Raw genomic sequence first — 23820 nt, forward strand, 5'->3', positions numbered from 1 at the left:
AATATGTTAATTTGGACAAGAATAGAACAGAACTAGACCGAAAAATATATTATCATTTTACAAAGAAAAAAATTCTCTTTAAGCAGAGAATTTTTTCTGTGACATCCTTTTCTTTTTTACGAAATATCGATATAAACTGTAACAAAGTATACTACCACCTAAAATGAATAATAAAATAGCACACGCAGCATGCATAAAGAACTCTTCTGGTAACATTAATATAATTGGATCTTTTTCAGGATCAAAAACCCAATAATCATTACTAAATAAAAGTTTATGGAATAATACAAAACTCTTTTCAAAATTAATAGCAATTGGTAACATAAGCGCTATCGGAAAAATGATTGTTAAAATCGATCCATGCAGTAAAAACTTTTCATTTTTCTTTTTTAATAAATAAATTCCGCCTATCACTGCAATCATAATTGTCGCATACATCACATATTGAATCTTTACTAAAATATTTTTAACATCTACAAAATGAATACGGCCATTTGTGGACATATCTAATGTTGGCAAATGTAATGCTCCGTCATAAAACGGGGATAAATATGTAATAAGCACATCGTAATTTCTTTTAATTTCATCCTTCGTCATATCCGCTAAATCAGGAATATTTAAAAAATCAATTTCAAAATAATACAGCCATTTTCCATAGACAACTGCCGTTGTTGCGAGTGCAAAAATAGAAAATGCTATGCTATATGAAACAACTAAAGTAATCAATCGATCCAATATTTTTGTACCACTCTTATTTTTCTCCATGTTCTCCCCCTAAATGTTCTAACCATCATAAAGAAAATTGTTTCCTTTGCTCACGTAAGCAACAATAATATGTAATACATAGTACAGCAATACTTAACCAAAACGTAAAATAACCAATTTCCTCTACAAACAAATGCATAATTCCATATCGCGGCATTTGCCAAAATAAATAATCAATTGCATCGTTATGCAACGTCCACACAGCTGCTACTATAAAATGCCATTTTTTTATACGATAGAATGGAGCATATAAAAATCCTTGTACTGCCATCGCAAAGTGCGAAAGCATTAACATGTAGCCCATAAGGCCAATAGGCCCTTTTACGTAAATCATAATCCCGTTTACAACAACAGCCCAAATACCATATTTTATTAAAGTTACAATCGCTAACGCTTCTATTAATCCCCAGTTTCTCTTTGCCAAAAAAGCAATTAAAACAAAGACAAAAAAGAGACTCGCCATAGGACTATCTGGTACAAACGGCCAAAATATAGGTGACGTTTCTTTCAATTGATTTCCGTACCATATAAATCCGTAAATTGTACCTAATATGTTAACAATTAATAAAAATAATAATACCGAGCGTTGTCTTAACATTGCATACAAGTACACCAATCCGTATGTCCAACACCTTTCAAGCAAAGTAATTCATTCATTAAATCCTACTCTATTATAACAAACTTCATCCAACTAAATAGAAAAGCTGACTACAAATTTTGTAGTCAGCTTTTTATTATTTTTTATTATACTTTGCAACGAATTCCGAAAGCTTCTTCAGTTCCTCATCCGTACCTTTAAATACACCTTTAGGCATTGAACCTTTTCCCTCTTTCGCAATTTTAGCAATTTCTTCTGGCTTTAAAGTTAAGTTTTGCAGTGCCGGTGCTGCTGCCCCGCCTTGTAAATTGTCACCATGACATGTTAAACAAGTATTTTTTTGCATTAATTTATAGCCATCATCATTTTTATCAACTGGCGCTGTTTTTACAATTGCTCCTTGTTTTTTTGCAGCTTCCCAGTCGTGGTGTGCTACAGATTCCCAAGTTAAAAAGATAATCGATGCAATTGCTAAAAGCATAAATCCAGTTGCCACAGGACGCTTCAATGGACGTCTTTCTGGACCTCGATCAAGAAATGGAGCTAACAGTAATGCTCCAAACGCAATCCCTGGCATAATAAATGCTCCAATTACAGTAAATGAACCGGAAGCATACGAATACTTTAATAACTGATACAAGAATAAGAAATACCAATCTGGAAGTGGTATATATCCAGCATCTGTTGGGTCCGCCATTCTCTCAAGCGGCGACGGATGCGCCACTGTTAAACATAAATAACCGATTAAAAAAACTGCACCAACCATCCATTCTTTTAACAAGAAGTTCGGCCAAAATGCTTCTGTTTTCCCTGGGTATTCAGAATAGTCTTTTGGAATATTTGGTTTCCGAACTACTGGTACCCGAGAATCTCCTACAAACTTCATCCCTTTGCCGCGATGCATAATCTCCCTCCTTTAGTTCTTTCCCCTTTAATTTAGCAATCTCTTATAGTGGACCGGAAATACCTTGTTTGCGAATCATGATGAAGTGGAAGGCCATTAAACCTAGAAGTGCTGCTGGTAAGAAGAAGACGTGAATAGCAAAGAAGCGAGTTAATGTTTGAGCGCCAACAATTTCGGAATGACCAGCGAGTAATGTTTTAATATAAGGACCAATGAGCGGTGTTTGCTCTGCAATTTGAATCCCTACTTTTGTAGCAAATAAAGCTTTCATATCCCACGGCAATAAATATCCGGTAAAACCAAGACCTAACATAACAAAGAAAATAAGAACACCAACAATCCAGTTTAACTCACGGGGCTTTTTATACGCACCTTGGAAGAAAACTCTGAGTGTATGTAAAAACATCATTACAATTACGAGACTAGCACCCCAGTGGTGCATACCACGAACAATTTGCCCATAAGCAACTTCATTTTGTAAATAGTAAACTGATTCCCAAGCATTTTTAATATCAGGCACATAATACATCGTCAAAAACATTCCAGATAAAATTTGAATTACAGTAACGAAAAAGGTAAGTCCTCCAAAGCAATAGACGAATGCAGAAAAGTGATGTGCCGGGTTTACATGTTCAGGTACTTCATGATCAGCGATATCACGCCATATTGGTGTAATATCCAATCTTTCATCCACCCAATCATAAATTTTATTTAACATCTACTTTGCACCCCCTCTTGGCTTCGCTTTTCCTAGATACAGCGTTCCATCTTTCACTTTAGACTCGTACACATCAAGCGGAGCAAGGGGTGGCGTACCTTTAATGTTAATCCCATCTTTTGTATAACGCCCCCCGTGACATGGGCAAAAGAATTGATTCGGATGTGCTTTGTCCGAATTCCAGTTAACTGTACATCCTAAATGTTTACATACTGGAGAGAACGCAACAATGTCTCCGCTTTCATCTTTATGAACCCAAGCCGATTTTGGTTCTTCAGACTTGTACCAACCATCAACCTGCTTCACTTTAAAATCGAAACGCTTCGGCTCTGTTGTAATATCCTTTACTTGCGCAACAGCAACCATATCTGTTCCCGCTTCTTTTCTTAACACCGGATCAAGCGCAAATCGCGTCATCGGCATTAAAATACCGGCAGCCATAAAGCCTCCTACCCCTGTGAGTGTGTAATTTAAAAATTGTCTTCTTGACACGCGATGTTCTTTGTCGCTCACGAAAATTTCCCCCCTCTATCAGAAATTGTCCCCTCGTGATAAATTATATAAAAAATAAAAACTAGGACACTATCATGATATAATACGCTCATGCACAGGTCAATATCATACTACTCATAATAATAAGAACTTTCTGTTTATTGCGAGTTTCCCCATTTCGCTTCCAACATCACCATTATATTTTTTATATGCGCATGAATAACTTCTCTTTTTGCTTGATCACTAAATTGTTCTAACGCTAATGAAGGAAACCAAAATAAATCTCCCTGTAACTCTTGCATATCCTCTTTCCATGAAAAATCACTTGTAACATAAGCAATATGCTTAAAACCTTCACTTCGTAAATGATTTGTCCATTCTTGCAAACGACCTTTTTCATTCTTTTGACTTTCTACCAAATACGTAAACGCAGGCAGTAAAAGCACTCTTCCTTTATACTCTCTTTCCAATTCCGTGCTCAACAATTCGATAAATTCACCTTGTTCTACAACCATTTTCATTTCTTTTGCTGCCGAAATTGATAACAGCGGTATTACTCCTGTATCAACATACTCTCTTGCTTGCTCAAACTGTTCTACATCTTTTACAATCCACTTCAAATCCCTTCCCTCCTTCACTTGCAAATGACAGAACTTTCACTTTATATATATTAAACCACACTAAAAGAGGTAAAAAAAGAAAAACTACCCAATATAGGTAGTTTTTCTTTATAAAAGTCTGAAATTTGTAAAAATTAATTAATCCAAATAAATTCTATAAAGTCTTTAACTCTGCCGTTAATCTATGAAACGCTTCCTTATCTTGCTTATCTAACGCTTCATCAATTTGTTTCAAAAGGCGTTCTCTCCTAAACGAAAATACACTTTCTTCCAAAAACCTTTCTGCAAGTAAACGATCTTTTTCATTTACTTCAATATGCTTTGGTAGATATGGGTTTTCTTCTAATACAGCTACATAATTCGCATTTTGAAACGATGATTTAAAGTTGAGTTGAATATAAATATCCTCATCTCGATTTAAACGAATATCATGAAACGATTTTTCAGCATCTGTTGTCATAACATTTTGTTTAAAAAAGTGAAACGGTGTGTCTTTCACACAATTCGCTGACATCACTAAGCCACGCGGACAATATTTTGCATGCTCTACGAAGTGGACTTTATGCATCAATTGGTCGTGACTCATTAAATAATTCAGAATCCATACACATTCACGCTGTTTCAGTTGGTAATTATTCAAAAACCATTTTACAAAATCCTTCTTCTCGTTTACAGAAACAGGGGTATTCATAGCAATTAAGTCCCTCCTCTGTCTTTCTCTTTTCTTTTTAGATTCAAGAAGCGGCATTCAGTTTCCTTCCAACTTATGAAAAATCCTCTAAATTATATAACAATTCTTCAATATGAATTTGTGTCGGGTCTAGTTGTAATAACTGGGTAAATACTTCTTTCGCCTCTTTTCGTTTTCCTTCTTCCAATAAGAAATAACCGTACTCTTCTAAGAAGTCTGGATGATTCTTAAAAGAAGTATATGCACTTTCATAGTGTTTTAATGCATCCGAATACATTTCTAATTGTTTTTTTGCATACGCAAGATCCCAAAGTAGTTGTGTATCTGGTTCTCCACTATCAATAGCACGCTCTACAATTGCAATTAACTCTTCGTACTTTTCTTGTTCTTTTAAGATATATGCATATTTTAATGTTGCACCTAAATGCCCTGGATCTAACTCAAGCGCTTTTTGAAGAACTTCCTCTGCTTCTACTATTTTCCCTAATTTCGCCGCAATGTTCGCTAACTCTACATAAAATGGAACTGAAAGCTCATCTACTTTAATTCCTTCATGAAGCGTTTCATAGCTTTCTTGAAGCATTCCTTCTTTTTCATAGCTTTTCGCTAAATACATGTACAGTGATGCGTACTCAGGGTCTAATTCTTTTAGTTCTTGCCAAGCACCAATTGCTCTCTGATATTCTTCACCTTGGTATAATGTAAAGGCATATCCAAATAATGAGTGAATATCTTTTTGTTCCTCTAGGCCTGCTTCATAATAAGAAATCGCTTCTTCCCAGTTTCCGATCGCGCTTAACGTTTCTGCGAGGCGAAGTGCGATCACAACACCACCCATTACTTTATGTTCCGCTAATAGCGATTCATAATAAGTAATTGCCTTTTGTTCTTCACCTTTACTACTATATAATTCTGCTAACCCAAACGTAATAACAGGTTCATCAGGCATCATTTCTTTCGCCTTTAATAGTTTTTGCTCTGCTACATCATCAAAACCTTGCATTTGGAATAAATCTGCAACAAGTAATAACGATTGAACATATAAATCGTCATTTTCTGGAATATCATGAAGCACTTCAATCGCTTCATCTTCTTTATCTAGATCAATATATAATTCTGCTAAAAATACAGTGAATTCACTTTCTTCTGGATACAGTAAACGTAAGTCTTCAGTAATTGCTAATGCCTCATCTGTAAATCCAAGCGTATGATAGTAACGAGCGATATCATACTTCTCTTCATCATTCGCAATTTTTAATTGTTCTTTTAATAATTGTAATCCTTTTTCCGCTTCACCATTTTCAATATATGAAACAGCTTGTTCAAACTTTTGCATAAACGTCTCCTTTAATTCTAAAAAATATTCTCTTCTGTTCATTTATCATAAGCAACTCACTGTTAGAACGCAACCTTTAGAATGAGCATACTTCTTCTTATACTTCTTCTTACAGAGTAGTTAATTGTTCAAAAGGTTCGGATATGACACCGATACCTTACCATCATCTTCTATTGTACCGCTTTCTTTTATGACCGTGCAAATAACTTCTCTCACTAATTATCGAGCCATACAAACCGTGGTTTACAGAATAACTTAATTAGCAGTCTTCAACCTTTATTTTGAATGCGATAAAAAAGGCTCCTATACTAGGAGCCTTCACAATCTCTTAAGAATATGTTTCTTCTTTCTGTACTTGCTCATTTACAAGCTCTTTCAGCAACTCTATAATTTCATCATTTTCTTCCTTCAAACCGACAGTAATACGAATACCATCATCGATACCAAATGCAGCACCAGAACGAACGATATATCCTTTTTTCATTAATCGTTCGAAAGCTTCATTACCCGGTATACCAAGTTTTAAGAAAATGAAATTTGTTTGGGATGGATAATAGAATACGTTATATTCTTTACAAAATGCATAATACTGATTTAAACCTTCAGCATTCTTTTGCACACAATCTTGTAAAAAGGCTTGATCTTCTAATGCAGCGAGTGCTACAGATTGGGCTACAGTTGATGTATTGAATGGTAACCTAGCTACTTCTAGCTGTCCGATTAACTTCGCATCCCCAATCGCATATCCGATACGAAAAGCAGCTAAACCATATGCTTTTGAAAACGTGCGTAAAACCATAAGATTTTCATACTTTTCAAGAAGTGGTAATGTTTGCGGATAGTCTTCTGTTTCCGCGTATTCATAATATGCTTCGTCCATAATAACGAGAGCCGACTTAGGAACTGATTCTAAAAATGAAAGTAATTTTTGTTTCTCAACATATGTACCTGTTGGATTATTCGGATTACAAATCCATACAATTTTCGTTTTCTCATCTACTTGCTCTAGCATTGCATCTAAATCGTGAATACCATCTTTAAGTGATACTTCACGAACTTCTGCTCCTTCAATAACAGCATGGTGATGATATTGTGAAAACGTAGGATTCGCCATTACAACGTTTGTTCCTTCATGTAGTAACGCTCGGCTAATCATTTGAATGACTTCATCTAATCCACTACCAAATAGTAGTTGTTCTGCTTTTACACCTAAATGTTCCGCTACTTTTGTCCGAAGTTCAAAGGCATATCCATCTGGATAAAGGGCATATTGGCTCGCTAAAGAAGTTAATGTTTCTGTCACACGTGCTGAACAACCGAATGGATTTTCGTTGGATGCTAATTTCACAATTTTTGATAAACCATATTCTCTTTTTACTTCTTCAATGTTTTTCCCAGGCACATACGCTCTCAAAGTTAACAATTGCTCTTTCACTCTCATTTTTCTTCCCCCAGTCATTTCATTCAATTTGATTACAATACGGTTATAGCCCCTTACTGTAATCTTTTGTCATAACCGTCACTATTACGAGAATACCTCTAAATGAGCACTTCACAGCACTTCGCTATCATTTTAAACCATATCTTTTTGAAATGCCTCTAACGCAATATGAACAGTCTCATCTGAAATAGATACGACATTCACTACCCCATATTCCTGCATAAGCACCATATGAATTGCTCCTGCATTTGCTTTCTTATCTTGTTTCATCAATTGAACGAGGCGCTCTACATTCAAATCCCTTGGCATTTTTGGATAGCCGTATTTCAAGAACCACTGCTTCATATCTTCATAAGCAAGATCAACCTTGTACACTTGCTCACTTAAAAATATGGCGAATAACATTCCAACCGCTACACCGTCACCGTGAGTAATATTTCCATACCCTAGCTCTTTTTCAAGAGCATGTCCTAACGTATGTCCAAAGTTCAAATGAGCACGTACACCCTTCTCTGTTTCATCTTGTGACACAACATTTGCCTTTACAGGAATCGCCTTCGTTAATATATGGATTAACTTCTCATCATGAAGATCCGCTAATGTTTGCACTTCTTCTTTTAACCAATGGTATAGCTCCACATCACCAATAAGAGCATGCTTTATCACCTCTGCATAACCTGAACGCCACTCTTTTTCAGGAAGAGACTGTAAAAACGGTGTATGATATACAACTGCTTCTGGCTGATGGAATGCACCAATCATATTTTTACCTAACGGATGGTTAATCGCTACTTTCCCACCCACTGCGCTATCGTGCGCTAATAAAGTTGTCGGAACCTGCACAAAGCGAATACCACGCATAAACGATGCAGCAACAAAACCAGCTAAATCTCCAATCATTCCGCCTCCAAGTGCAAGAATTAAAGAATTTCTATCTAATTTATTTTCAAGAGCTGACGTATGAGCCGCATAGAAATTTTCGAAAGACTTCTCTTTTTCGCCACTTGGTACAACAAACGAAAACACGTGCTGCTCTACTTGTAATGCATCGATAACTGTCTGTAAATGTAGTGATGCAACAGCTTCATCTGAAATGATCATTACGTTAGATACCGCTGGCTGCATATTTTGAACGATCGTTGTTAAGTTTGACAACGCTTCTTTACCAACATGTACATCATATTCTTTTGATTTCGTTTGAATATGTATGTTTCCCATTAAAATCCCCTCGCATATTCATTATGTTTCTCAATATTTTCACGAATTAGTTCCATACGATCTAATCCGAATTGTTCTATTAAAGCTGTCGCTAATTCCCAAGCCACAACCGCTTCTGCAACGACACTAGCTGCTGGCACTGCACAACTATCTGAACGTTCAATACTCGCTGTAAAAGGCTCTTTCGTATCAATATCTACACTTTGAAGAGGTTTATAAAGTGTAGGTATCGGTTTCATCACACCGCGCACAACAATTGGCATTCCAGTCGTCATACCGCCTTCTAGTCCACCTGCATTATTTGTTCTTCGTGTATATCCATGCTCCTCATCCCACAGAATTTCATCATGAACTTCACTTCCTGGTCTATGCGCTGCTTCAAAACCAATTCCAATCTCGACACCTTTAAAAGCATTAATACTCATAATTGCAGCTGCTAATTTCGCATCCAGTTTTCGATCATAATGCACGTAGCTACCTACTCCAATTGGCATCCCTTCCACAATTACTTCAACGATTCCACCAATTGAATCACCATTTGCTTTCGCATCATCAATCGCTTTCATCATTTGGTTACCAGCTTCTTCATCTAAGCAACGTACAGGAGATGCTTCTGTAATACTCTTTAATTCTTCAATTGAACTATACGTAATCTCCTTAGCTTGTACACCGCCAATTTCAATTACATGGCCCGCCACTTTAATACCAAGTTCTGCTAACACCTTTTTAGCAACCGCACCAGCAGCAACACGCACCGTCGTTTCGCGCGCTGACGAACGTTCCAGTACATTCCTCATATCTCTATGACCATATTTAATCGCACCATTTAAATCAGCATGCCCAGGCCTTGGTTTTGTCACTTTCCTTTTCATCTCTTTTTCTTCTTGCTCAGTTAAAGGCTCCGCCCCCATAATTTTTGTCCAGTGTGCAAAATCACGATTTTCAACAACAAGTGCAATAGGGGAACCTAATGTTTCTCCATGTCTAACACCACTTAAAATTTGCACTTGATCCGTTTCAATTTGCATGCGTCTACCGCGCCCATATCCCTTTTGCCTTCTAGCTAGCTCTTCGTTTATATCATCTGCTACTAAAGACAATCCTGCCGGAACACCTTCTATAATCGTTGTAAGTTGTGGACCATGAGATTCACCAGCTGTAATATATCGCATACGTTATTCCTCTTTTCGTATATGTATTTATCTCACTATATTAACTTTTATCATTCTAAAAATATTAAAGAAATTATATCATAAATCGACCATTTTCTTATTCTATATTTCCGATAGGCCTAATTTAAATATCAACATATCATAACAGCTCAAACTTCGTAACTAACTGAAAATAAAAAAAGTGCAAGAAGAATACCCCTATTCTCCTTGCACTTTTTACTATTATCACAGTGATTAAAGCGTTTACAAATTATTTCAAAATAATTAGTAAATCCATTCATTCATTAATTTTGAGTAGTCAACTAATTCTTCTTCTTTAAAGAAAATAGCAATCTCGCGCTCTGCGCTTTCTAAAGAATCAGAACCATGGATAATGTTTTTCGCAACAGTTACACCGAAATCTCCACGAATTGTTCCAGGAGCTGCTTCATGTGGTCTTGTTTTCCCCATCATGTTACGCGCTGTATCTACTACACCTTCACCTTGCCATACCATTGCGAACACAGGTCCAGATGTAATAAAGTCTACTAACTCACCAAAGAAAGGTTTTTCCTTATGCTCAGCGTAGTGTTGTCCAGCAATTTCCGGAGTGACTTGCATTAATTTTGCACCAACTAATTGAAAGCCTTTTTTCTCAAAACGAGCTACAATTTCCCCAATGAAGGCACGTTGTACACCGTCTGGTTTTACCATTAGAAATGTTTTTTCCATAAAAAATCTCTCCACTTCTGAATTATGTATGTAATTGTATATCCCCACACACATATTATCACCCTTATCACAATTGTGCAATAGTTTTGAAATAGAGAGATTATTTTATTTTTTAGAATAAACATTAAAATTTTCGTTTTCCAATATACTTTGCAACATTTTGTAATGCGTACTTTGCTTTTCCACGTGGGAGTGGTTTTATTATTTCTAAAGCTTTATGTAAATAACGTTCACTAAATGCAAATGCTTGATCAATTGCTGTACTATTTTTTACAGCATCAATAATTTCTTGTATTTCACTTGCTGTTGAATTTTCATGTACAGATGTGATTTTCTGACGAAGTACTGGATCTTCCATCGCATATAAAGCAGGAAGTGTAATATTCCCTTGTAGTAAATCTCCGCCAGCAGGTTTTCCAAGTTTCTCTTCTGTAGAAACGAAGTCTAAAATGTCATCAATAATTTGATAAGACATTCCTACAAAATACCCATACCAAAATAGACGATTTACCGTATCACGATTAGCACCAGCAGCAATCGCTCCCAATTGACAACTCGCGGCAATTAATAATGCTGTTTTTCGCTTTATTCTTCTTAAATACGTTCTTAAATTTTGGTCATAATTGTATTTATCTTTAATTTGTTCAATTTCACCTTTACAGACTTCTAAAATAGTATGTGATAACGCTTGATGCGCCTCTGGAATTTCGATATTTGTTATACATTCAAGAGACTTAGCGAACAGATAGTCCCCTGTATACATCGCAATACGATCTCCCCATTTCGCATTCACAGTCGCACTGCCGCGTCGTAAAAATGCAGCATCAATAACATCATCGTGAACAAGAGAAGCCATATGAATAAGTTCTAACGCAACAGCAACATGCTTAATCGCATCTAACTTATAATCTCCAAATTTCCCTGCAAGCAACACAAATACAGGACGAATTCGTTTCCCACCAGCTTCAATAAGCTGTAATGCTGCCTCTTCTACTAATGGCTGTTCAGAAGCGACTGTCTTTTTTAATTCTTTTTCTATCACATTAATATCCGATCGTAAAAAAGAGTACATAAGTTGTAACTTCATATTGTTCACCTTAACCTAAAACTTCTTTTTTCTATTTTGATTCTGGTTTAATACCTAAATGCATCGCTGCTACCCCAAAAGTAAATGGTTTCACTTGCACACGTTCAAGTCCAGCTTGCTCAAACATTTGAGCCAATTCTTTCATCCCTGGGAACGTACTAGCAGATTCTTGAAGCCATGAATACTCTTTATAACTTTTCGCAAACATCTTTCCAAATAACGGCATGATATATTTAAAGTATAAAATATACCCTTGTCGAAAACCAATCATTGTTGGTTGAGATGTTTCTAAACAGATTACTTTTCCACCTGGTTTTACTACACGCGTCATTTCTTTTAATACGTGCATATAATCCGGTACGTTACGTAAACCAAACCCAATCGTCACATAATCAAACGTATTATCTTCAAACGGAAGTTCCATTGCATTCCCATGTAGAAGTTCTACTTGTTTTAATTGTAACGCCTCTACCTTTTGCTTACCGACAGATAACATATTTTCACTGAAGTCTAAGCCAACAACCTTTCCTTGTTCACCTACGGCTCCAGCTAGCGCAATTGTCCAATCTGCGGTTCCACAGCATACATCAAGCGCTTGACTGCCTGGTTGTACATCCATAATTCGCATCGTTTCTTTACGCCACGCTTTATGTCTTTGAAAACTAATTACAGAATTCATCACATCGTATTTATCAGAAATCTTTTCAAATACGTCATGTACTCTTTCTTCTTTTGATTGTTGCATGCTCGTACCTTCTTCCAATGTAAAATTGCTTATGTCTTCTATTTATTCCTTAACACAGAATTTATTTCATTTATGTCTGTATGATTTTCTAAAAATTGTTTTTCTTTCTTTCTCAATTCCTTCATCCAACCATTAATCACTACTTCTGCTTTATCCCCTAAAGCATCTTGCATAGCTTGAAAAACAGGCGAATGTTGCTTATCAGCATACAATTGAATTTCTTTTTGAAGGCGATTTCCACCTAATACGTATGTGATAAATGGCTTCCAATGTGATAACTGAAAATGATCACATGTTTTTTGAAGGAGCGCAGACTCAATCATTACTATGCTTTTCATTATGTCATCCGTCGTTTCATGCGCTTTTTGGTATAACATAATTTTGTGTTCATTTATCTCTTTAATTCCTTCAGCAAGTGCACGAATTAAAACAATATCACGATTCATAGACAATAAATAATAATATAGTCCACTATAGTAATCGCCTGCAAGTACTGTTAATTGACGACATTTATGGAATTCAATCTCTTCCTCGCCTGCTTTATTTGATACCCTTTCATGCGTATCAAGCGCAATTTGTACAAGCATAATTGTTACTACGTAATGCTCAATTTGTTCTATATGTAAGTTTGCACTCTTTAAAGCACCATATAACAATGCTATCTTTTCTTCATCAATAAATGGTTCTTCAATATAGTTTATAAAGTAAGGATGGCGTAATTTCTCCATCAATTTTTCTTTTATACCCGCATACCCTCCGTAGATGTCACACACAAAAAATCACCCTTGTTTTCTAATTCATAAAACTTATTATAACACATACACTCTATTTTCTATAACCAAAACTTGGCTACACCTACCATTCATGTAAGCAATCTTTCTAATCTCACTCTGTCTAGTTAAAACTATATCATTTATTTACTAAAAAAAAAAAGAAAAGCAGTTTCCCGCTTTTCTTTACTTCGTTTTAATAAACGATAAAATTTCACTGCGCGCTGCAGCATCATTTTCAAGCACACCACGCACTGCTGTCGTTACTGTTTTCGCACCTGGTTTTTTTACACCACGCATCGTCATACACATATGTTCTGCTTCTACTACTACCATTACACCATGAGGCTCTAGTACTTCCATAATAGAGTTCGCTACTGTTGATGTAATACGTTCTTGCAGTTGTGGGCGACGTGCAATTGTATCTACGGTACGAGCTAATTTACTTAACCCTGTCACCTTTCCACCTTGCGGAATATATGCAACGTGAGCAACTCCATAGAATGGAACTAAATGATGCTCACACATCGAATAAAATGGTATATCTTTTACTAGTACAAGCTCTTCGTGATCTTCTCCGAATACTTTATGCAAATGCTCTTTCGGATCTTCATGCATACCTGAGAACACTTCTGCGTACATTTTTGCAACACGCTTTGGTGTATCAAGTACTCCCTCACGATTTGGGTCATCCCCAATCGCCTCTAAAATAAGGCGTACTGCATGTTCAATTTGTTCTAAATTAACTTTTGCCATCCGCTAGCCCTCCCGAAAACCTAAAAGTGATACGAACACATTCTAGCATATTTATGTTTTTAAAAGCAAAAAGAAGAGTTCCCAAAAAGGAAACTCTTCTTCCCTGTTAATATGTAAGGATTATTTAACCGCATCTTTTAACGCTTTACCAGGTTTGAATGCAGGTACTTTACTTGCAGCGATTTCAATCTCCTCACCTGTTTGTGGGTTACGACCTTTACGAGCCGCACGCTCACGAACTTCGAAGTTACCGAATCCGATCAGTTGTACTTTATCACCTTGTTTTAAAGCTTCTAAGATAGAATCAAAAACAGCGTCTACTGCTTTTGTTGCGTCCTTTTTAGAAAGGGAACTTGCTTCTGCAACAGCATTGATTAAATCTGTCTTGTTCATGCCATTCACCTCCTCCCAAAGATAAGACTGTATAATGATCATAAAATGAGTCTTACTTTCATTTGTAGGCAATTTTTGCAAATTCTATACTACAAAGATGTAGATAAATCATTATCAACGCCTATATTATACGATTCTCCTTTATAATTCAATATTTTTAAGGAAATTGTTACTCTGAAAATGTGAAAATCTGATGAAACTTGACAATTTACAACAATGTATTAGATAATGACTGTTTATTTTTCTATTTTATAATCAAAAAAAACAAAAAATCCCTCTACAATGAGAGGGATTTTTTCTTATAGTATAATCGCAATTAATCCGCCAGATCCTTCATTAATAATTCTTTCTAGCGTTTCTTTTAATTTATATCTAGCATTTTCTGGCATTAAAGATAATTTCGCCTGAATTCCTTCTCGAACAATCGAGCTAAGTGAACGTCCAAATATATCAGAATTCCAAATTGATAACGGGTCATCTTCAAAATCTTGCATTAAATAACGAACTAATTCTTCACTTTGCTTTTCAGTACCAATAATCGGCTCAAACGTTGACTCTACATCTACTTTAATCATATGAATAGATGGCGCTACTGCTTTTAACTTCACACCAAACCTTGAACCGTGACGAATAATTTCTGGCTCATCTAAGCTCATATCCGCTAATGCAGGCGCTGCTACACCATATCCTGTTTGCTTAACCATACGCAGTGCATCCGCCACTTGATCGTACTCTATTTTCGCATGAGATAAATCGAGCATAAGCTTTAATAAATGATCTTTCCCTCGAATTTCTACTCCTACTACTTCTTTTAAAATCTGATCATATAATTCATCTGGCGCATATAAATCAATCTCAGCCACACCTTGCCCCATATCAATGCCAGCTAGGCTCGCTCGATCAATAAATTCATATTGACTAAACTGCCAAACAACGCGATCCACATCACGAAGACGTTTTATATCCTTCACAGTTTCTTGAACTGCTTCTTGATAACTTTGACGCAACCAATGCCCTTCATTTAGCACCATTACCCAGCTCGGAAGGTTCACATTCACTTCTAATACAGGGAATTCAAATAGTGCTTCACGAAGTACATTATATACATCTGTTTCTCTTAAACTCTCCACACTCATTGCAATAACCGGGATATCATATTCTTCTGATAAACTTTGGCGTAATTGCTCTGTATCTGGATGATACGGCTGTACCGTATTAATTATCATAATGAAAGGTTTTCCTACTTCTTTCAACTCATTTACAACGCGTTCTTCTGCCTCTATATAATCTCTTCTTGGAATTTCACCAATTGTTCCATCTGTTGTAATTACAACACCAATTGTTGAATGTTCTTGAATTACTTTACGCGTGCCGATTTCTGCAGCTTCATGGAATGGAATAGGTTCTTCATACCAAGGGGTATTAATCATGCGTGGGCCATTCTCATCTTCATAGCCCTTCGCTCCAGGAACCGTATATCCAACACAATCTACTAATCGAATATTCACTTCAAGTCCTTCATCTACTTCGATAGAAACCGCTTGGTTTGGAACAAACTTCGGTTCCGTCGTCATAATTGTACGACCAGCAGCACTTTGAGGCAATTCATCCTGCGCTCTTTGACGGTCAGACTCATTCTCAATGTTTGGAATAACTACAAGTTCCATAAATTTTTTAATGAATGTTGATTTCCCTGTTCGAACAGCTCCTACAACTCCAAAATAAATATCACCGCCTGTTCGTTCTGCAATATCTTTAAAAATATCTACCTTTTCCAAGTGATTCCCTCCCTCAAAATTTTTGGGAATAATTCCGCGTTTATAGTCAACTAATACCTTCTCTAACGTTGCCTATAATATCTGATATAATATAATGGTATTCTAGAAGTTCGGACAATATATCATATAATTTTGTCCAATTTCATATGACTATTAAAAAATATCTTTTGTTTGCATCGTAAGTTGTATAACATAAAAAACCTTTCTTCTAGAACTTATTCACTAAAAGAAAGGTTCATGACTTATCATTTTAAAAAAATTGGTTCTCCGTCCTTTACTGTGTACGGTAAAGAATAAGCTGGTACAAACGGGGAACCTTTCGAAAGCATATTTCGAATATCTTCTCCCTCCGTAAACTGCCCTTCATTTCTTTTCAAAGCGTCATATAAGTCGATTCTATAATCAACAAAAACTTCTCCTTTTTCATTAATTACAAAAGGAAGTCCTTTACCAGAATATGGACTTGTCACTTGTGGCACATCTTTATATCCTAGTTTTTTGAAATCCAATTCATATACACCATCTGAAATTACTTTTTTAAAAGGTGGATATTGATGTTCATCACGATACATCCTAAGCTTTAAAGATAGTTCCTGAATTTGTTCAGCTATCCTAACATCAATTAACTTTACTGTTGGATTTGTTTCAACGTCTATTAATACGTATTGGTATACTCCTCCACTTTCATACGCATTCCCTGGCGCTTCTTGTATGTAACGCGGGGCAATCTGTTGAAAATCGATCGGATACTTTTGATAAATAGGTGTACTCATATCCCTCGTCTTAATTGGCAATATCCCATCATTTTGCTCCTTAAATGTCACAACAGCTTTTTGAACAACCTGTAGCTGATCTTCATAAGGAACCGCATTTTGCTTCATATTTTCTTTCGGATACAGACACCCCGTTAAAAGGCTCATACAACAAAATATTAAAATAATATGTAATTTTTTCACTACCATCACCTTTTCATACTAATCTAACTTGCTCCGTATGTAGTATTTTCCAGACCATTCCATTTACTGCTGTACAGGTCCACTAAATACAACAAGAAAAATAACAATTCCTGACACAATCATAAGGGTGTACGCTACTAACGCTGTAATCCCTTTCAAAAATTTATTCTTTATTTTATGTCTACTTAATAAAATAAAACTTACTGCAAAAAACATAAATCCAATTGCCCCTAAAGCTAACCACATTTTCATAAGCCCTTCTGACATATACACACCCCTTTTTATCAATCTATTTTTATACTATTTTAACAAATTAAAATCTTTAAACAAATACAAAAAGAACTTTTTACTACAAATTGCGAATATGTAACTTTAATCAATAGGTTTTCCAGCATTTCTCACCAATCTAGACAAAAATAAAACCGAAGCGATTGTATCTCTCGCTTCGGTTGACCAAATATGCCCAAAAACAGCTCTATTCCCATTCTTTCATGGCTATCATATGCAATCTACAAACTCTTTGTTTCTCATAATTTATTTTTTAAACATTTTGCTTAACGAGCCAAAATCTGTTGGCATATTATTATTAATAATCGCTTTTACAATTTGATCCTCTTGCTCTTTCGGCACTTCACGTCCCGCCATAAGAGCCACTTGATGAATTAATTGACGAAGTACAGTTTCATCACGTAAATTCGCATTTTGCACAGATGATGCTAATTTAAAAATATCCTCTTTATTTACTTTCGCTTCCTTCTCAATATTATTAAAAATGTTATTATCCATTCTTTTCACCCTCTCCTCAAGTTACTCTTCATCCTATGCAAAAATGAAAAAATGGTGAAAAGACCCAAAAAATAAAAAAGCGACAGAAGTACAAATGTACTTCTGTCGCTTTTCTTTACAGTAAATCAGGTATAGCTTCCACTTCATGTTTTCGAACACGCCCCATCAATGAGCCTACCGCATCTTTTACGTTATTCCCATTGAACAGCACGTCATATAAAGCAGCTGTAATCGGCATTTCAACTTCCATTTTCTCTGCCAATTCATGAGCAGCTTTCGTTGTTCTTACACCTTCCACAACCATACCCATGCTTTCTAACACTTCTTCTAAAGAGTGTCCTTTTCCAAGCATATTTCCAGCGCGCCAATTTCGGCTATGAACACTTGTACACGTTACAATTAAGTCTCCCATACCAGTTAGACCAGCAAACGTTAACGGATTCCCGCCCATTTTTCTTCCTAAACGAGCAATCTCTGTTAAACCACGTGTCATCAATGCCGCCTTTGCATTATCACCTAATCCAAGACCATCAGTTATACCAGCAGCTAATGCGATAATATTTTTTAACGCACCACCAAGTTCAACTCCAACGATATCTGGATTTGTGTATACACGGAAATAACTATTCATAAATAAATCTTGTACTTCCTCAGCCGCTTCCATACGCTTTGCTGCAGACGTAACTGTTGTCGCTTGTCGTAAACCGACTTCTTCAGCATGACTCGGTCCAGACAGTACAACAACATCTTTAATTAAGTGCTCTGGAATTTCTTCCTCAATCACTTCCGAAATACGTTTTGACGTACCAGGTTCAATTCCTTTGCTCGCATGAATCCAAGTAATTGGTTCAGTGACAATTTCTTTCATCTCTTGTAATACATCTCTGTACGCTTTCGTTGGTACTACTAACAGTACTGTATTTACATCTACTAATGCTTCTTCTAAAGAAGAGTAGGCTACGATTGTGCTTGGCAATGTAATGCCTGGGAGATATCGACTATTCTCATGTTTCGTATTAATTTCATCCATAAGTTCTGGGCGATTTCCCCAAATACGTACATCATGTCCATTGTCAGCTAATACCATCGCTAACGCTGTTCCCCAGCTACCTGCTCCTACTACTGTGATTTTTGTCATAAAATCACATCCTCTCCATTAGTCTCTTGCTCTAGCGATAATGTGAATCGGCGTTCCTACGAAGCCAAATGATTCACGTAAGCGATTCTTCAAGAAACGCTCATATGAGAAGTGCAATAATTCTGGATCGTTTACAAACACAACAAATGTCGGTGGTTTTACCGCAACTTGTGTTGCATAGAAAATTTTCAGACGGCTACCATTATGAGTTGGCGTCGGATTCATCGCTACCGCATCCATAATTACATCGTTTAATACGTTCGTTTGAATACGGATACTATGACTTTCATTTACCTCATCGATAACCGGTATTAATGTTTGTGTACGTTTTCTTGTTTTTGCAGATAAGAAAACAATTGGTGCGTATTCTAAGAATTGGAAATGAGCACGGATATTTTCTTCAAATGCTTTCATTGTTTTTTCGTCTTTTTTCACTGCATCCCATTTATTTACAACGATAACAACAGCTCGCCCTGAATCATGAGCATATCCAGCGATTTTTTTATCTTGCTCAATAATTCCTTCTTCACCATCTAAAACGACTAAAACAACGTCAGAACGTTCAATCGCTCTTAGCGCACGAAGTACACTATATTTTTCTGTACTTTCATACACTTTTCCTTTTTTACGCATACCAGCTGTATCAATAATTACATAATCTTTTCCATCTTTACTATATGGTGTATCGACAGCATCACGAGTTGTTCCTGCTACATTACTAACAATTACACGCTCTTGACCAAGAAGAGCATTTACAAGTGATGATTTTCCTACGTTTGGACGTCCAATTAAAGAGAAACGAATTGTGTCTTCATCATATCCGTCTTCTTCAATCTTTGGAAAATGTTGTGCAGCTTCGTCTAGTAAGTCACCTAACCCTAATCCGTGTGTACCTGAAATTGGGAATGGTTCGCCAAATCCTAATGCATAAAAGTCATAAATGTCACTGCGCATTTCCGGATTGTCCACTTTATTTACTGCAAGTACAACCGGTTTATTTGAACGATATAAAATTTTTGCAACTTCTTCATCAGCTGCTGTTACACCGTCACGACCGTTTGTCATAAAAATGATAACATCCGCTTCATCAATTGCTACTTCAGCTTGTTGACGAATTTGTGTCAAAAACGGCTCGTCTCCAATATCAATTCCGCCCGTATCAATAATGTTAAATTCATGATTTAACCATTCTCCAGCGCTATAAATACGATCGCGCGTTACACCTGGAATATCTTCTACGATTGAAACTCTTTCTCCAACAATTCTATTGAAAATAGTAGATTTCCCTACGTTCGGGCGACCTACTATCGCTATTACTGGTTTCGGCATATACTTTCATCCTTTCAACTTGCTTCTGTTTATTATGTAAAAAACCCTTCTTTGTGCAAGAAGGGATTTGCATTCCAGAATATTTCTCAACGTATCAAAACACCTCACATTATAACACACGTTGCTAATGTTTCACAATAATATATACATTCTCTTGTAAGCGATGTGCAATACCATCTAAAATTGCCTCTAAATTATTTGCAACAAATTCTAGTTCCTCTGTCGATTCGCAAACGAATAAAGGAGCACCACCTGCAAATTTTTCTGGAGTCGTTGTTATAACTGCCAGAATAACACTTTCTAACATCATCTCTTATCTCCCCTTCCTTTCGGGGCTTCCGATGACATATGGACAGCACTTTCTAACGTTGGTACATTTCCTATGACACCTATCGCTTTCTCTGCATCTTGATCTTGCGGCAGGACAAAAATCCCAACCCTGCCATCCTCTAAATCACGCTTTGCTAACGGTACAAGCGCTGGTGTACCAGAATCTCTATAAATCCCTAACGCTACTGAAACATCGTGTAAAATAGCTTGTCGTTGCCCTAAATTTGAGATTGTAACCATCGCATCAATTGATTTCGGCTTTAAAATAAAACCCATACCATATTTCATAATTTCTTCTTGTCTTGCTGGCAATCCAATATTCATAATGTAAATATTGTCAATATAAAGCCCTGCTCCTTCAAAACGAAGCGGAACGTGCTCAATTTCAACAAGATCATGTAGCCTTTTACCAGACATTAATTTTTTCGCAATAAAAAATGCGATTATAGCCATAATTACTCCTGCAATCCATGAACGGAATCCTATATACGCAAACGTCGTTGCAAACGACGTTAACATTGCCAAATAGTTGCGACTTTCAAAAACCAATGCAATTCCTTCAATGTATGTATTTCCACGCGGTACGAGCTCATACCCATCTAATTGTTGAAGCGTATTTCTTTCCATATTACGTACATCACGAAATTGTGTCGCTGCTAATGTAAGAAATGTAATGGCAGAAAAATCTTTTTTCAAAATAGACGGGATTGCAATCGCTCCTAAAGCAGCTGCAATTAACCCCATTGCAATATGAATAATTTTCCCATGTAGCCTCGTCGGATATTGCCGTGTATCCGTCCGAAGCATTAGCACCCTTGTAACTGTCCCCGCTATTACGCCGCATAAAATGGCTGGTGTATATTCAGTCATGTATTACCCTCGCCTTTCTTTTACGTGTTTTTCTCTTAAACCGTTCCATGTATACTGATGCTTTTGCAATCCAAAACAATATTGCCATGAATAATGTAGAAATGGCGACGATATCAAAAAATGCTAAACTACCGTAATCATATGGAAAATTCAATTTCCTAAAAATAAATGTCACTAGCAGCTCTCCTTGTAACATCCCTACATATAGAGAACATAATCGTAATATGCGATCTCCATGCAATAACACCGATGCATACACAAGACCACTACTTAGCAGAAACACTCTATCCACCACAATCCAAATCGGATCATATATTTCTAACAGATGAAAACTTGTATATAACATTGCAATAATAAGCGCCGAAAGTAAGCTATATAATTTTTTCCAGACAGAATATAGCGTGATCCCTATAAAAGAAATAATACAAAGTAAAAGAGCATTTACTGATACCACGAATGAGGCGATCGTTACATGTAACGGAGAGCAAATTATAAAAATCAGTATACAAGCGCCTAACTTCCACCGAATAAGGTCCTTTTTCATAAAAAAGGTTACAATGATCCACCCTATCCAAGCTACAAAATAAAAAGTACTTCCATCCATCAACTTCACCTCCTATGTTTTCCATTATGGGAACTTTTTATGAAAGTTAATCCACTTTATTTACGCATAGTTTTTTCTTATAACAGCAACACTTTTAACAAGGAGGTGTTATTCATTATGGGTAAAGATCGCCAAGAACGAAAACTACGAGAATCACGCCGCGTTGAATCCGATCGTGATCAATCACTACAATATCCAGGTGCAACTGGACTTGATACACCAGAACAGGCTCGAAAACAAAACCAGCACTAATTAATGCAAAAAGACGGTTTCGATATTGTACGAAACCGTCTTTTACATAATCAGTTTAATGTTTTCTATTTATATTGAAATAATATTTTACACACTATATCCTCCCATTACTTCTTATTATCTTCACCTATTCCTATTAAAAATTAAGTTCTCTCCAGTAATTCGACAACACACCATCTACATTTTTCAACCCTTTTTCAATTGCAATTTTTACGAAATGATATTTTTATATAATACTAATTCCTTTCTCCACTTTATATTACGAAAAAGAATAGAACAAAAAAAATCAACCGAACGGTTGATTTTTTATCTCCTACTATAATGCGCAGTATCAATACCACGCTGCATTAACCAATGATACGTTTCACCCTTTACAACAAGAGGTACAGATTGCAACTCTTCTATCGTTTTCGCACCAAGAGCTGTCATTATAAATTTCAAATCTGTATGTAGGAGCTCAATTTCATCCACTAACTTCTCGATACCATCTTGCATTAAAATACGTAAAAAGTAACCAGCAAACGCAGTTGTATTCGCCCCTAATGCGATCGCTTTCGCTACGTCAAGCGCTGTTTGTATGCCCCCAGATGCAATAAAAGAGAGGTTATTATTTGTAGAGGTTGCTTCAATAATCGAGGTTGCTGTTTGTATGCCCCAGTTATTAAAATAAGAAAGCATTCGCTGTCTTCTTTCATTTTCAACAGCAGCAAAATTCGTACCACCTTGCCCACCAATATCAATTGCTGTTACACCTACGTTCGCTAACTGCTGCACTGTTTCCTTACTCATCCCAAATCCAACTTCTTTTACAATGATAGGAACTTTACTATTTAAAACAATTTTCTCAATGCGCTGAAGTACTCCAGTAAAATCACGGTCTCCTTCTGGCATCGTTAACTCTTGTATGACATTTAAATGAATTTGCAATGCATTCGCTTCAATCATATCAACGGCACGCTCTGCCTGTTCGATAGTTGCCTCACTACCTAAATTAGCAAAGAAAATACCATTTGGATTTACCTTTCTGATCACCTTATAAGAAGCAGCTTCACTTTCATCTTTTAACGCCGCCATTTGCGAACCTACAGCCATAGCAAGGTTATGATGTTTCGCTACATATGCTAATTGCTCATTAATATGTAACGTTTTCTCTCCTCCACCACCAGTCATCGCATTGATAAAAATCGGCGAACTTAGTGAAAGTTCGCCGATTTTTGTTTCACATGTTATTGTGTCATAATTTGAATTTGGCAAGCTTTGATGCACAAAATCAATATCATGAAAGCCATGCGTACGAGACTGACCAGTAGAAAGAGCGTATTCAATATGATCTAATTTACGTTTTGCCCTTACCACTTGT

Annotated in this window: 28 protein-coding genes; 1 reads left to right on the plus strand and 27 read right to left on the minus strand. The window is 36.3% G+C overall.

Annotated elements, in window-relative coordinates; all coding sequences use genetic code 11:
- Nucleotides 1–78 precede the first annotated feature (78 nt).
- From B9A45_RS22180 to B9A45_RS22305, 26 genes are all read right to left on the minus strand, one after another.
- Entirely contained in the window at nucleotides 79–765 is a 687-nt protein-coding gene (locus B9A45_RS22180; RefSeq protein ID WP_000414377.1) for a lipoprotein intramolecular transacylase Lit, read from the minus strand.
- A 25-nt stretch (nucleotides 766–790) separates the two neighbouring features.
- Nucleotides 791–1381, minus strand: coding sequence for a lipoprotein heptaprenylglyceryl N-acetyltransferase LhaT (locus tag B9A45_RS22185; RefSeq protein ID WP_025967075.1), 591 nt, complete (start codon nucleotides 1379–1381; stop codon nucleotides 791–793).
- A gap of 118 nt (nucleotides 1382–1499) precedes the next feature.
- Complete coding sequence (gene qcrC / locus B9A45_RS22190) at nucleotides 1500–2267, minus strand: menaquinol-cytochrome c reductase cytochrome b/c subunit (protein ID WP_084065103.1); 768 nt, start codon at nucleotides 2265–2267, stop codon at nucleotides 1500–1502.
- Between the two features lie 43 nt (nucleotides 2268–2310).
- A complete protein-coding gene (gene qcrB, locus B9A45_RS22195; RefSeq protein WP_000932700.1) occupies nucleotides 2311–2985 on the minus strand; it encodes a menaquinol-cytochrome c reductase cytochrome b subunit in 675 nt (224 codons plus the stop codon).
- A complete protein-coding gene (gene qcrA, locus B9A45_RS22200; RefSeq protein WP_001280593.1) occupies nucleotides 2986–3498 on the minus strand; it encodes a menaquinol-cytochrome c reductase iron-sulfur subunit in 513 nt (170 codons plus the stop codon).
- A 137-nt stretch (nucleotides 3499–3635) separates the two neighbouring features.
- Nucleotides 3636–4097: a YpiF family protein gene (locus B9A45_RS22205; protein ID WP_084065108.1), complete on the minus strand. Its 462-nt coding sequence runs from the start codon at nucleotides 4095–4097 to the stop codon at nucleotides 3636–3638.
- Nucleotides 4098–4251: 154 nt separating this feature from the next.
- The gene (locus tag B9A45_RS22210) at nucleotides 4252–4788 is read right to left on the minus strand and encodes a ReoY family proteolytic degradation factor (RefSeq protein WP_001095925.1); all 537 of its coding nucleotides are present in this window, start codon (nucleotides 4786–4788) and stop codon (nucleotides 4252–4254) included.
- Between the two features lie 73 nt (nucleotides 4789–4861).
- A complete protein-coding gene (locus B9A45_RS22215; protein WP_001168671.1) occupies nucleotides 4862–6124 on the minus strand; it encodes a tetratricopeptide repeat protein in 1263 nt (420 codons plus the stop codon).
- Between the two features lie 328 nt (nucleotides 6125–6452).
- Nucleotides 6453–7565, minus strand: a complete 1113-nt coding sequence (gene hisC, locus B9A45_RS22220) for a histidinol-phosphate transaminase (protein WP_001264037.1) — start codon at nucleotides 7563–7565, stop codon at nucleotides 6453–6455.
- Between the two features lie 132 nt (nucleotides 7566–7697).
- On the minus strand, nucleotides 7698–8783 hold the full coding sequence (aroB, locus tag B9A45_RS22225; RefSeq protein WP_000526812.1) for a 3-dehydroquinate synthase: 1086 nt from the start codon (nucleotides 8781–8783) through the stop codon (nucleotides 7698–7700).
- Nucleotides 8783–9955, minus strand: a complete 1173-nt coding sequence (gene aroC / locus B9A45_RS22230; protein WP_001269386.1) for a chorismate synthase — start codon at nucleotides 9953–9955, stop codon at nucleotides 8783–8785. The genes aroB and aroC overlap by 1 nt, the downstream gene beginning before the upstream one ends.
- A 264-nt stretch (nucleotides 9956–10219) precedes the next feature.
- Complete coding sequence (gene ndk, locus B9A45_RS22235; RefSeq protein ID WP_000415883.1) at nucleotides 10220–10666, minus strand: nucleoside-diphosphate kinase; 447 nt, start codon at nucleotides 10664–10666, stop codon at nucleotides 10220–10222.
- Between the two features lie 124 nt (nucleotides 10667–10790).
- Entirely contained in the window at nucleotides 10791–11753 is a 963-nt protein-coding gene (hepT, locus tag B9A45_RS22240) for a heptaprenyl diphosphate synthase component II (RefSeq protein ID WP_000776076.1), read from the minus strand.
- A gap of 31 nt (nucleotides 11754–11784) precedes the next feature.
- Entirely contained in the window at nucleotides 11785–12498 is a 714-nt protein-coding gene (gene menG / locus B9A45_RS22245) for a 2-heptaprenyl-1,4-naphthoquinone methyltransferase (RefSeq protein ID WP_001187674.1), read from the minus strand.
- A 38-nt stretch (nucleotides 12499–12536) separates the two neighbouring features.
- Complete coding sequence (locus B9A45_RS22250; RefSeq protein ID WP_000332846.1) at nucleotides 12537–13271, minus strand: heptaprenyl diphosphate synthase component 1; 735 nt, start codon at nucleotides 13269–13271, stop codon at nucleotides 12537–12539.
- Between the two features lie 183 nt (nucleotides 13272–13454).
- Nucleotides 13455–14024 carry a GTP cyclohydrolase I FolE gene (gene folE / locus B9A45_RS22255; protein ID WP_001151482.1) on the minus strand — a complete coding sequence of 190 codons (570 nt, stop codon included), beginning with the start codon at nucleotides 14022–14024 and terminating at the stop codon, nucleotides 13455–13457.
- Between the two features lie 120 nt (nucleotides 14025–14144).
- Complete coding sequence (locus B9A45_RS22260; RefSeq protein WP_001043860.1) at nucleotides 14145–14417, minus strand: HU family DNA-binding protein; 273 nt, start codon at nucleotides 14415–14417, stop codon at nucleotides 14145–14147.
- A gap of 299 nt (nucleotides 14418–14716) precedes the next feature.
- On the minus strand, nucleotides 14717–16195 hold the full coding sequence (gene spoIVA, locus B9A45_RS22265) for a stage IV sporulation protein A (protein ID WP_000416519.1): 1479 nt from the start codon (nucleotides 16193–16195) through the stop codon (nucleotides 14717–14719).
- A gap of 245 nt (nucleotides 16196–16440) precedes the next feature.
- A complete protein-coding gene (locus B9A45_RS22270) occupies nucleotides 16441–17151 on the minus strand; it encodes a hypothetical protein (protein WP_000733109.1) in 711 nt (236 codons plus the stop codon).
- A 63-nt stretch (nucleotides 17152–17214) separates the two neighbouring features.
- Nucleotides 17215–17418: a DUF2768 domain-containing protein gene (locus B9A45_RS22275; protein ID WP_001289004.1), complete on the minus strand. Its 204-nt coding sequence runs from the start codon at nucleotides 17416–17418 to the stop codon at nucleotides 17215–17217.
- A gap of 267 nt (nucleotides 17419–17685) precedes the next feature.
- Nucleotides 17686–17937: a stage VI sporulation protein F gene (locus B9A45_RS22280; RefSeq protein WP_000369754.1), complete on the minus strand. Its 252-nt coding sequence runs from the start codon at nucleotides 17935–17937 to the stop codon at nucleotides 17686–17688.
- 115 nt (nucleotides 17938–18052) lie between these two features.
- Nucleotides 18053–19075 carry an NAD(P)H-dependent glycerol-3-phosphate dehydrogenase gene (locus B9A45_RS22285; protein WP_000161763.1) on the minus strand — a complete coding sequence of 341 codons (1023 nt, stop codon included), beginning with the start codon at nucleotides 19073–19075 and terminating at the stop codon, nucleotides 18053–18055.
- A gap of 18 nt (nucleotides 19076–19093) precedes the next feature.
- Nucleotides 19094–20404 (minus strand): ribosome biogenesis GTPase Der, encoded by a 1311-nt coding sequence (engA, locus tag B9A45_RS22290; RefSeq protein WP_001125893.1) that lies wholly within the window; start codon nucleotides 20402–20404, stop codon nucleotides 19094–19096.
- Nucleotides 20405–20528: 124 nt separating this feature from the next.
- Nucleotides 20529–20714, minus strand: coding sequence for a capping complex subunit for YIEGIA (locus B9A45_RS22295; protein ID WP_000979059.1), 186 nt, complete (start codon nucleotides 20712–20714; stop codon nucleotides 20529–20531).
- On the minus strand, nucleotides 20711–21604 hold the full coding sequence (locus tag B9A45_RS22300; protein ID WP_000141596.1) for a YIEGIA family protein: 894 nt from the start codon (nucleotides 21602–21604) through the stop codon (nucleotides 20711–20713). Before B9A45_RS22300 ends, B9A45_RS22295 begins: the two co-directional genes overlap by 4 nt.
- Entirely contained in the window at nucleotides 21597–22208 is a 612-nt protein-coding gene (locus tag B9A45_RS22305) for a YphA family membrane protein (protein ID WP_000349098.1), read from the minus strand. Before B9A45_RS22305 ends, B9A45_RS22300 begins: the two co-directional genes overlap by 8 nt.
- Nucleotides 22209–22325: 117 nt before the next feature.
- Here B9A45_RS22305 and B9A45_RS31790 point away from each other — a divergent pair, with 117 nt between their 5' ends.
- On the plus strand, nucleotides 22326–22460 hold the full coding sequence (locus B9A45_RS31790; RefSeq protein ID WP_000513900.1) for a YpzI family protein: 135 nt from the start codon (nucleotides 22326–22328) through the stop codon (nucleotides 22458–22460).
- Nucleotides 22461–22766: 306 nt separating this feature from the next.
- Here the strand turns inward: B9A45_RS31790 and B9A45_RS22315 are convergent, their stop codons facing one another.
- On the minus strand, nucleotides 22767–23816 hold the full coding sequence (locus B9A45_RS22315) for a type 2 isopentenyl-diphosphate Delta-isomerase (RefSeq protein ID WP_000251037.1): 1050 nt from the start codon (nucleotides 23814–23816) through the stop codon (nucleotides 22767–22769).
- Nucleotides 23817–23820 lie beyond the last annotated feature (4 nt).

Origin of the sequence: Bacillus sp. JKS001846 (assembly GCF_900176455.1) — a bacterium.
Classification (GTDB): domain Bacteria; phylum Bacillota; class Bacilli; order Bacillales; family Bacillaceae_G; genus Bacillus_A; species Bacillus_A cereus.

Coding starts and splice junctions, on each gene's coding strand:
- B9A45_RS22275 (WP_001289004.1), bottom strand. CDS start 17,418: ATGTCAGAAGGGCTTATGAAAATGTGGTTAGCTTTAGGGGCAATTGGA.
- B9A45_RS22210 (WP_001095925.1), bottom strand. CDS start 4,788: ATGAATACCCCTGTTTCTGTAAACGAGAAGAAGGATTTTGTAAAATGG.
- aroC (WP_001269386.1), bottom strand. CDS start 9,955: ATGCGATATATTACAGCTGGTGAATCTCATGGTCCACAACTTACAACG.
- B9A45_RS22260 (WP_001043860.1), bottom strand. CDS start 14,417: ATGAACAAGACAGATTTAATCAATGCTGTTGCAGAAGCAAGTTCCCTT.
- engA (WP_001125893.1), bottom strand. CDS start 20,404: ATGCCGAAACCAGTAATAGCGATAGTAGGTCGCCCGAACGTAGGGAAA.
- qcrB (WP_000932700.1), bottom strand. CDS start 2,985: ATGTTAAATAAAATTTATGATTGGGTGGATGAAAGATTGGATATTACA.
- B9A45_RS22215 (WP_001168671.1), bottom strand. CDS start 6,124: ATGCAAAAGTTTGAACAAGCTGTTTCATATATTGAAAATGGTGAAGCG.
- aroB (WP_000526812.1), bottom strand. CDS start 8,783: ATGGGAAACATACATATTCAAACGAAATCAAAAGAATATGATGTACAT.
- ndk (WP_000415883.1), bottom strand. CDS start 10,666: ATGGAAAAAACATTTCTAATGGTAAAACCAGACGGTGTACAACGTGCC.
- B9A45_RS22285 (WP_000161763.1), bottom strand. CDS start 19,075: ATGACAAAAATCACAGTAGTAGGAGCAGGTAGCTGGGGAACAGCGTTA.
- B9A45_RS22305 (WP_000349098.1), bottom strand. CDS start 22,208: ATGGATGGAAGTACTTTTTATTTTGTAGCTTGGATAGGGTGGATCATT.
- menG (WP_001187674.1), bottom strand. CDS start 12,498: ATGCAACAATCAAAAGAAGAAAGAGTACATGACGTATTTGAAAAGATT.
- B9A45_RS31790 (WP_000513900.1), top strand. CDS start 22,326: ATGGGTAAAGATCGCCAAGAACGAAAACTACGAGAATCACGCCGCGTT.
- B9A45_RS22300 (WP_000141596.1), bottom strand. CDS start 21,604: ATGACTGAATATACACCAGCCATTTTATGCGGCGTAATAGCGGGGACA.
- B9A45_RS22280 (WP_000369754.1), bottom strand. CDS start 17,937: ATGGATAATAACATTTTTAATAATATTGAGAAGGAAGCGAAAGTAAAT.
- hisC (WP_001264037.1), bottom strand. CDS start 7,565: ATGAGAGTGAAAGAGCAATTGTTAACTTTGAGAGCGTATGTGCCTGGG.
- B9A45_RS22180 (WP_000414377.1), bottom strand. CDS start 765: ATGGAGAAAAATAAGAGTGGTACAAAAATATTGGATCGATTGATTACT.
- folE (WP_001151482.1), bottom strand. CDS start 14,024: ATGGCAAAAGTTAATTTAGAACAAATTGAACATGCAGTACGCCTTATT.
- qcrC (WP_084065103.1), bottom strand. CDS start 2,267: ATGCATCGCGGCAAAGGGATGAAGTTTGTAGGAGATTCTCGGGTACCA.
- hepT (WP_000776076.1), bottom strand. CDS start 11,753: ATGAAGTTACAACTTATGTACTCTTTTTTACGATCGGATATTAATGTG.
- B9A45_RS22295 (WP_000979059.1), bottom strand. CDS start 20,714: ATGATGTTAGAAAGTGTTATTCTGGCAGTTATAACAACGACTCCAGAA.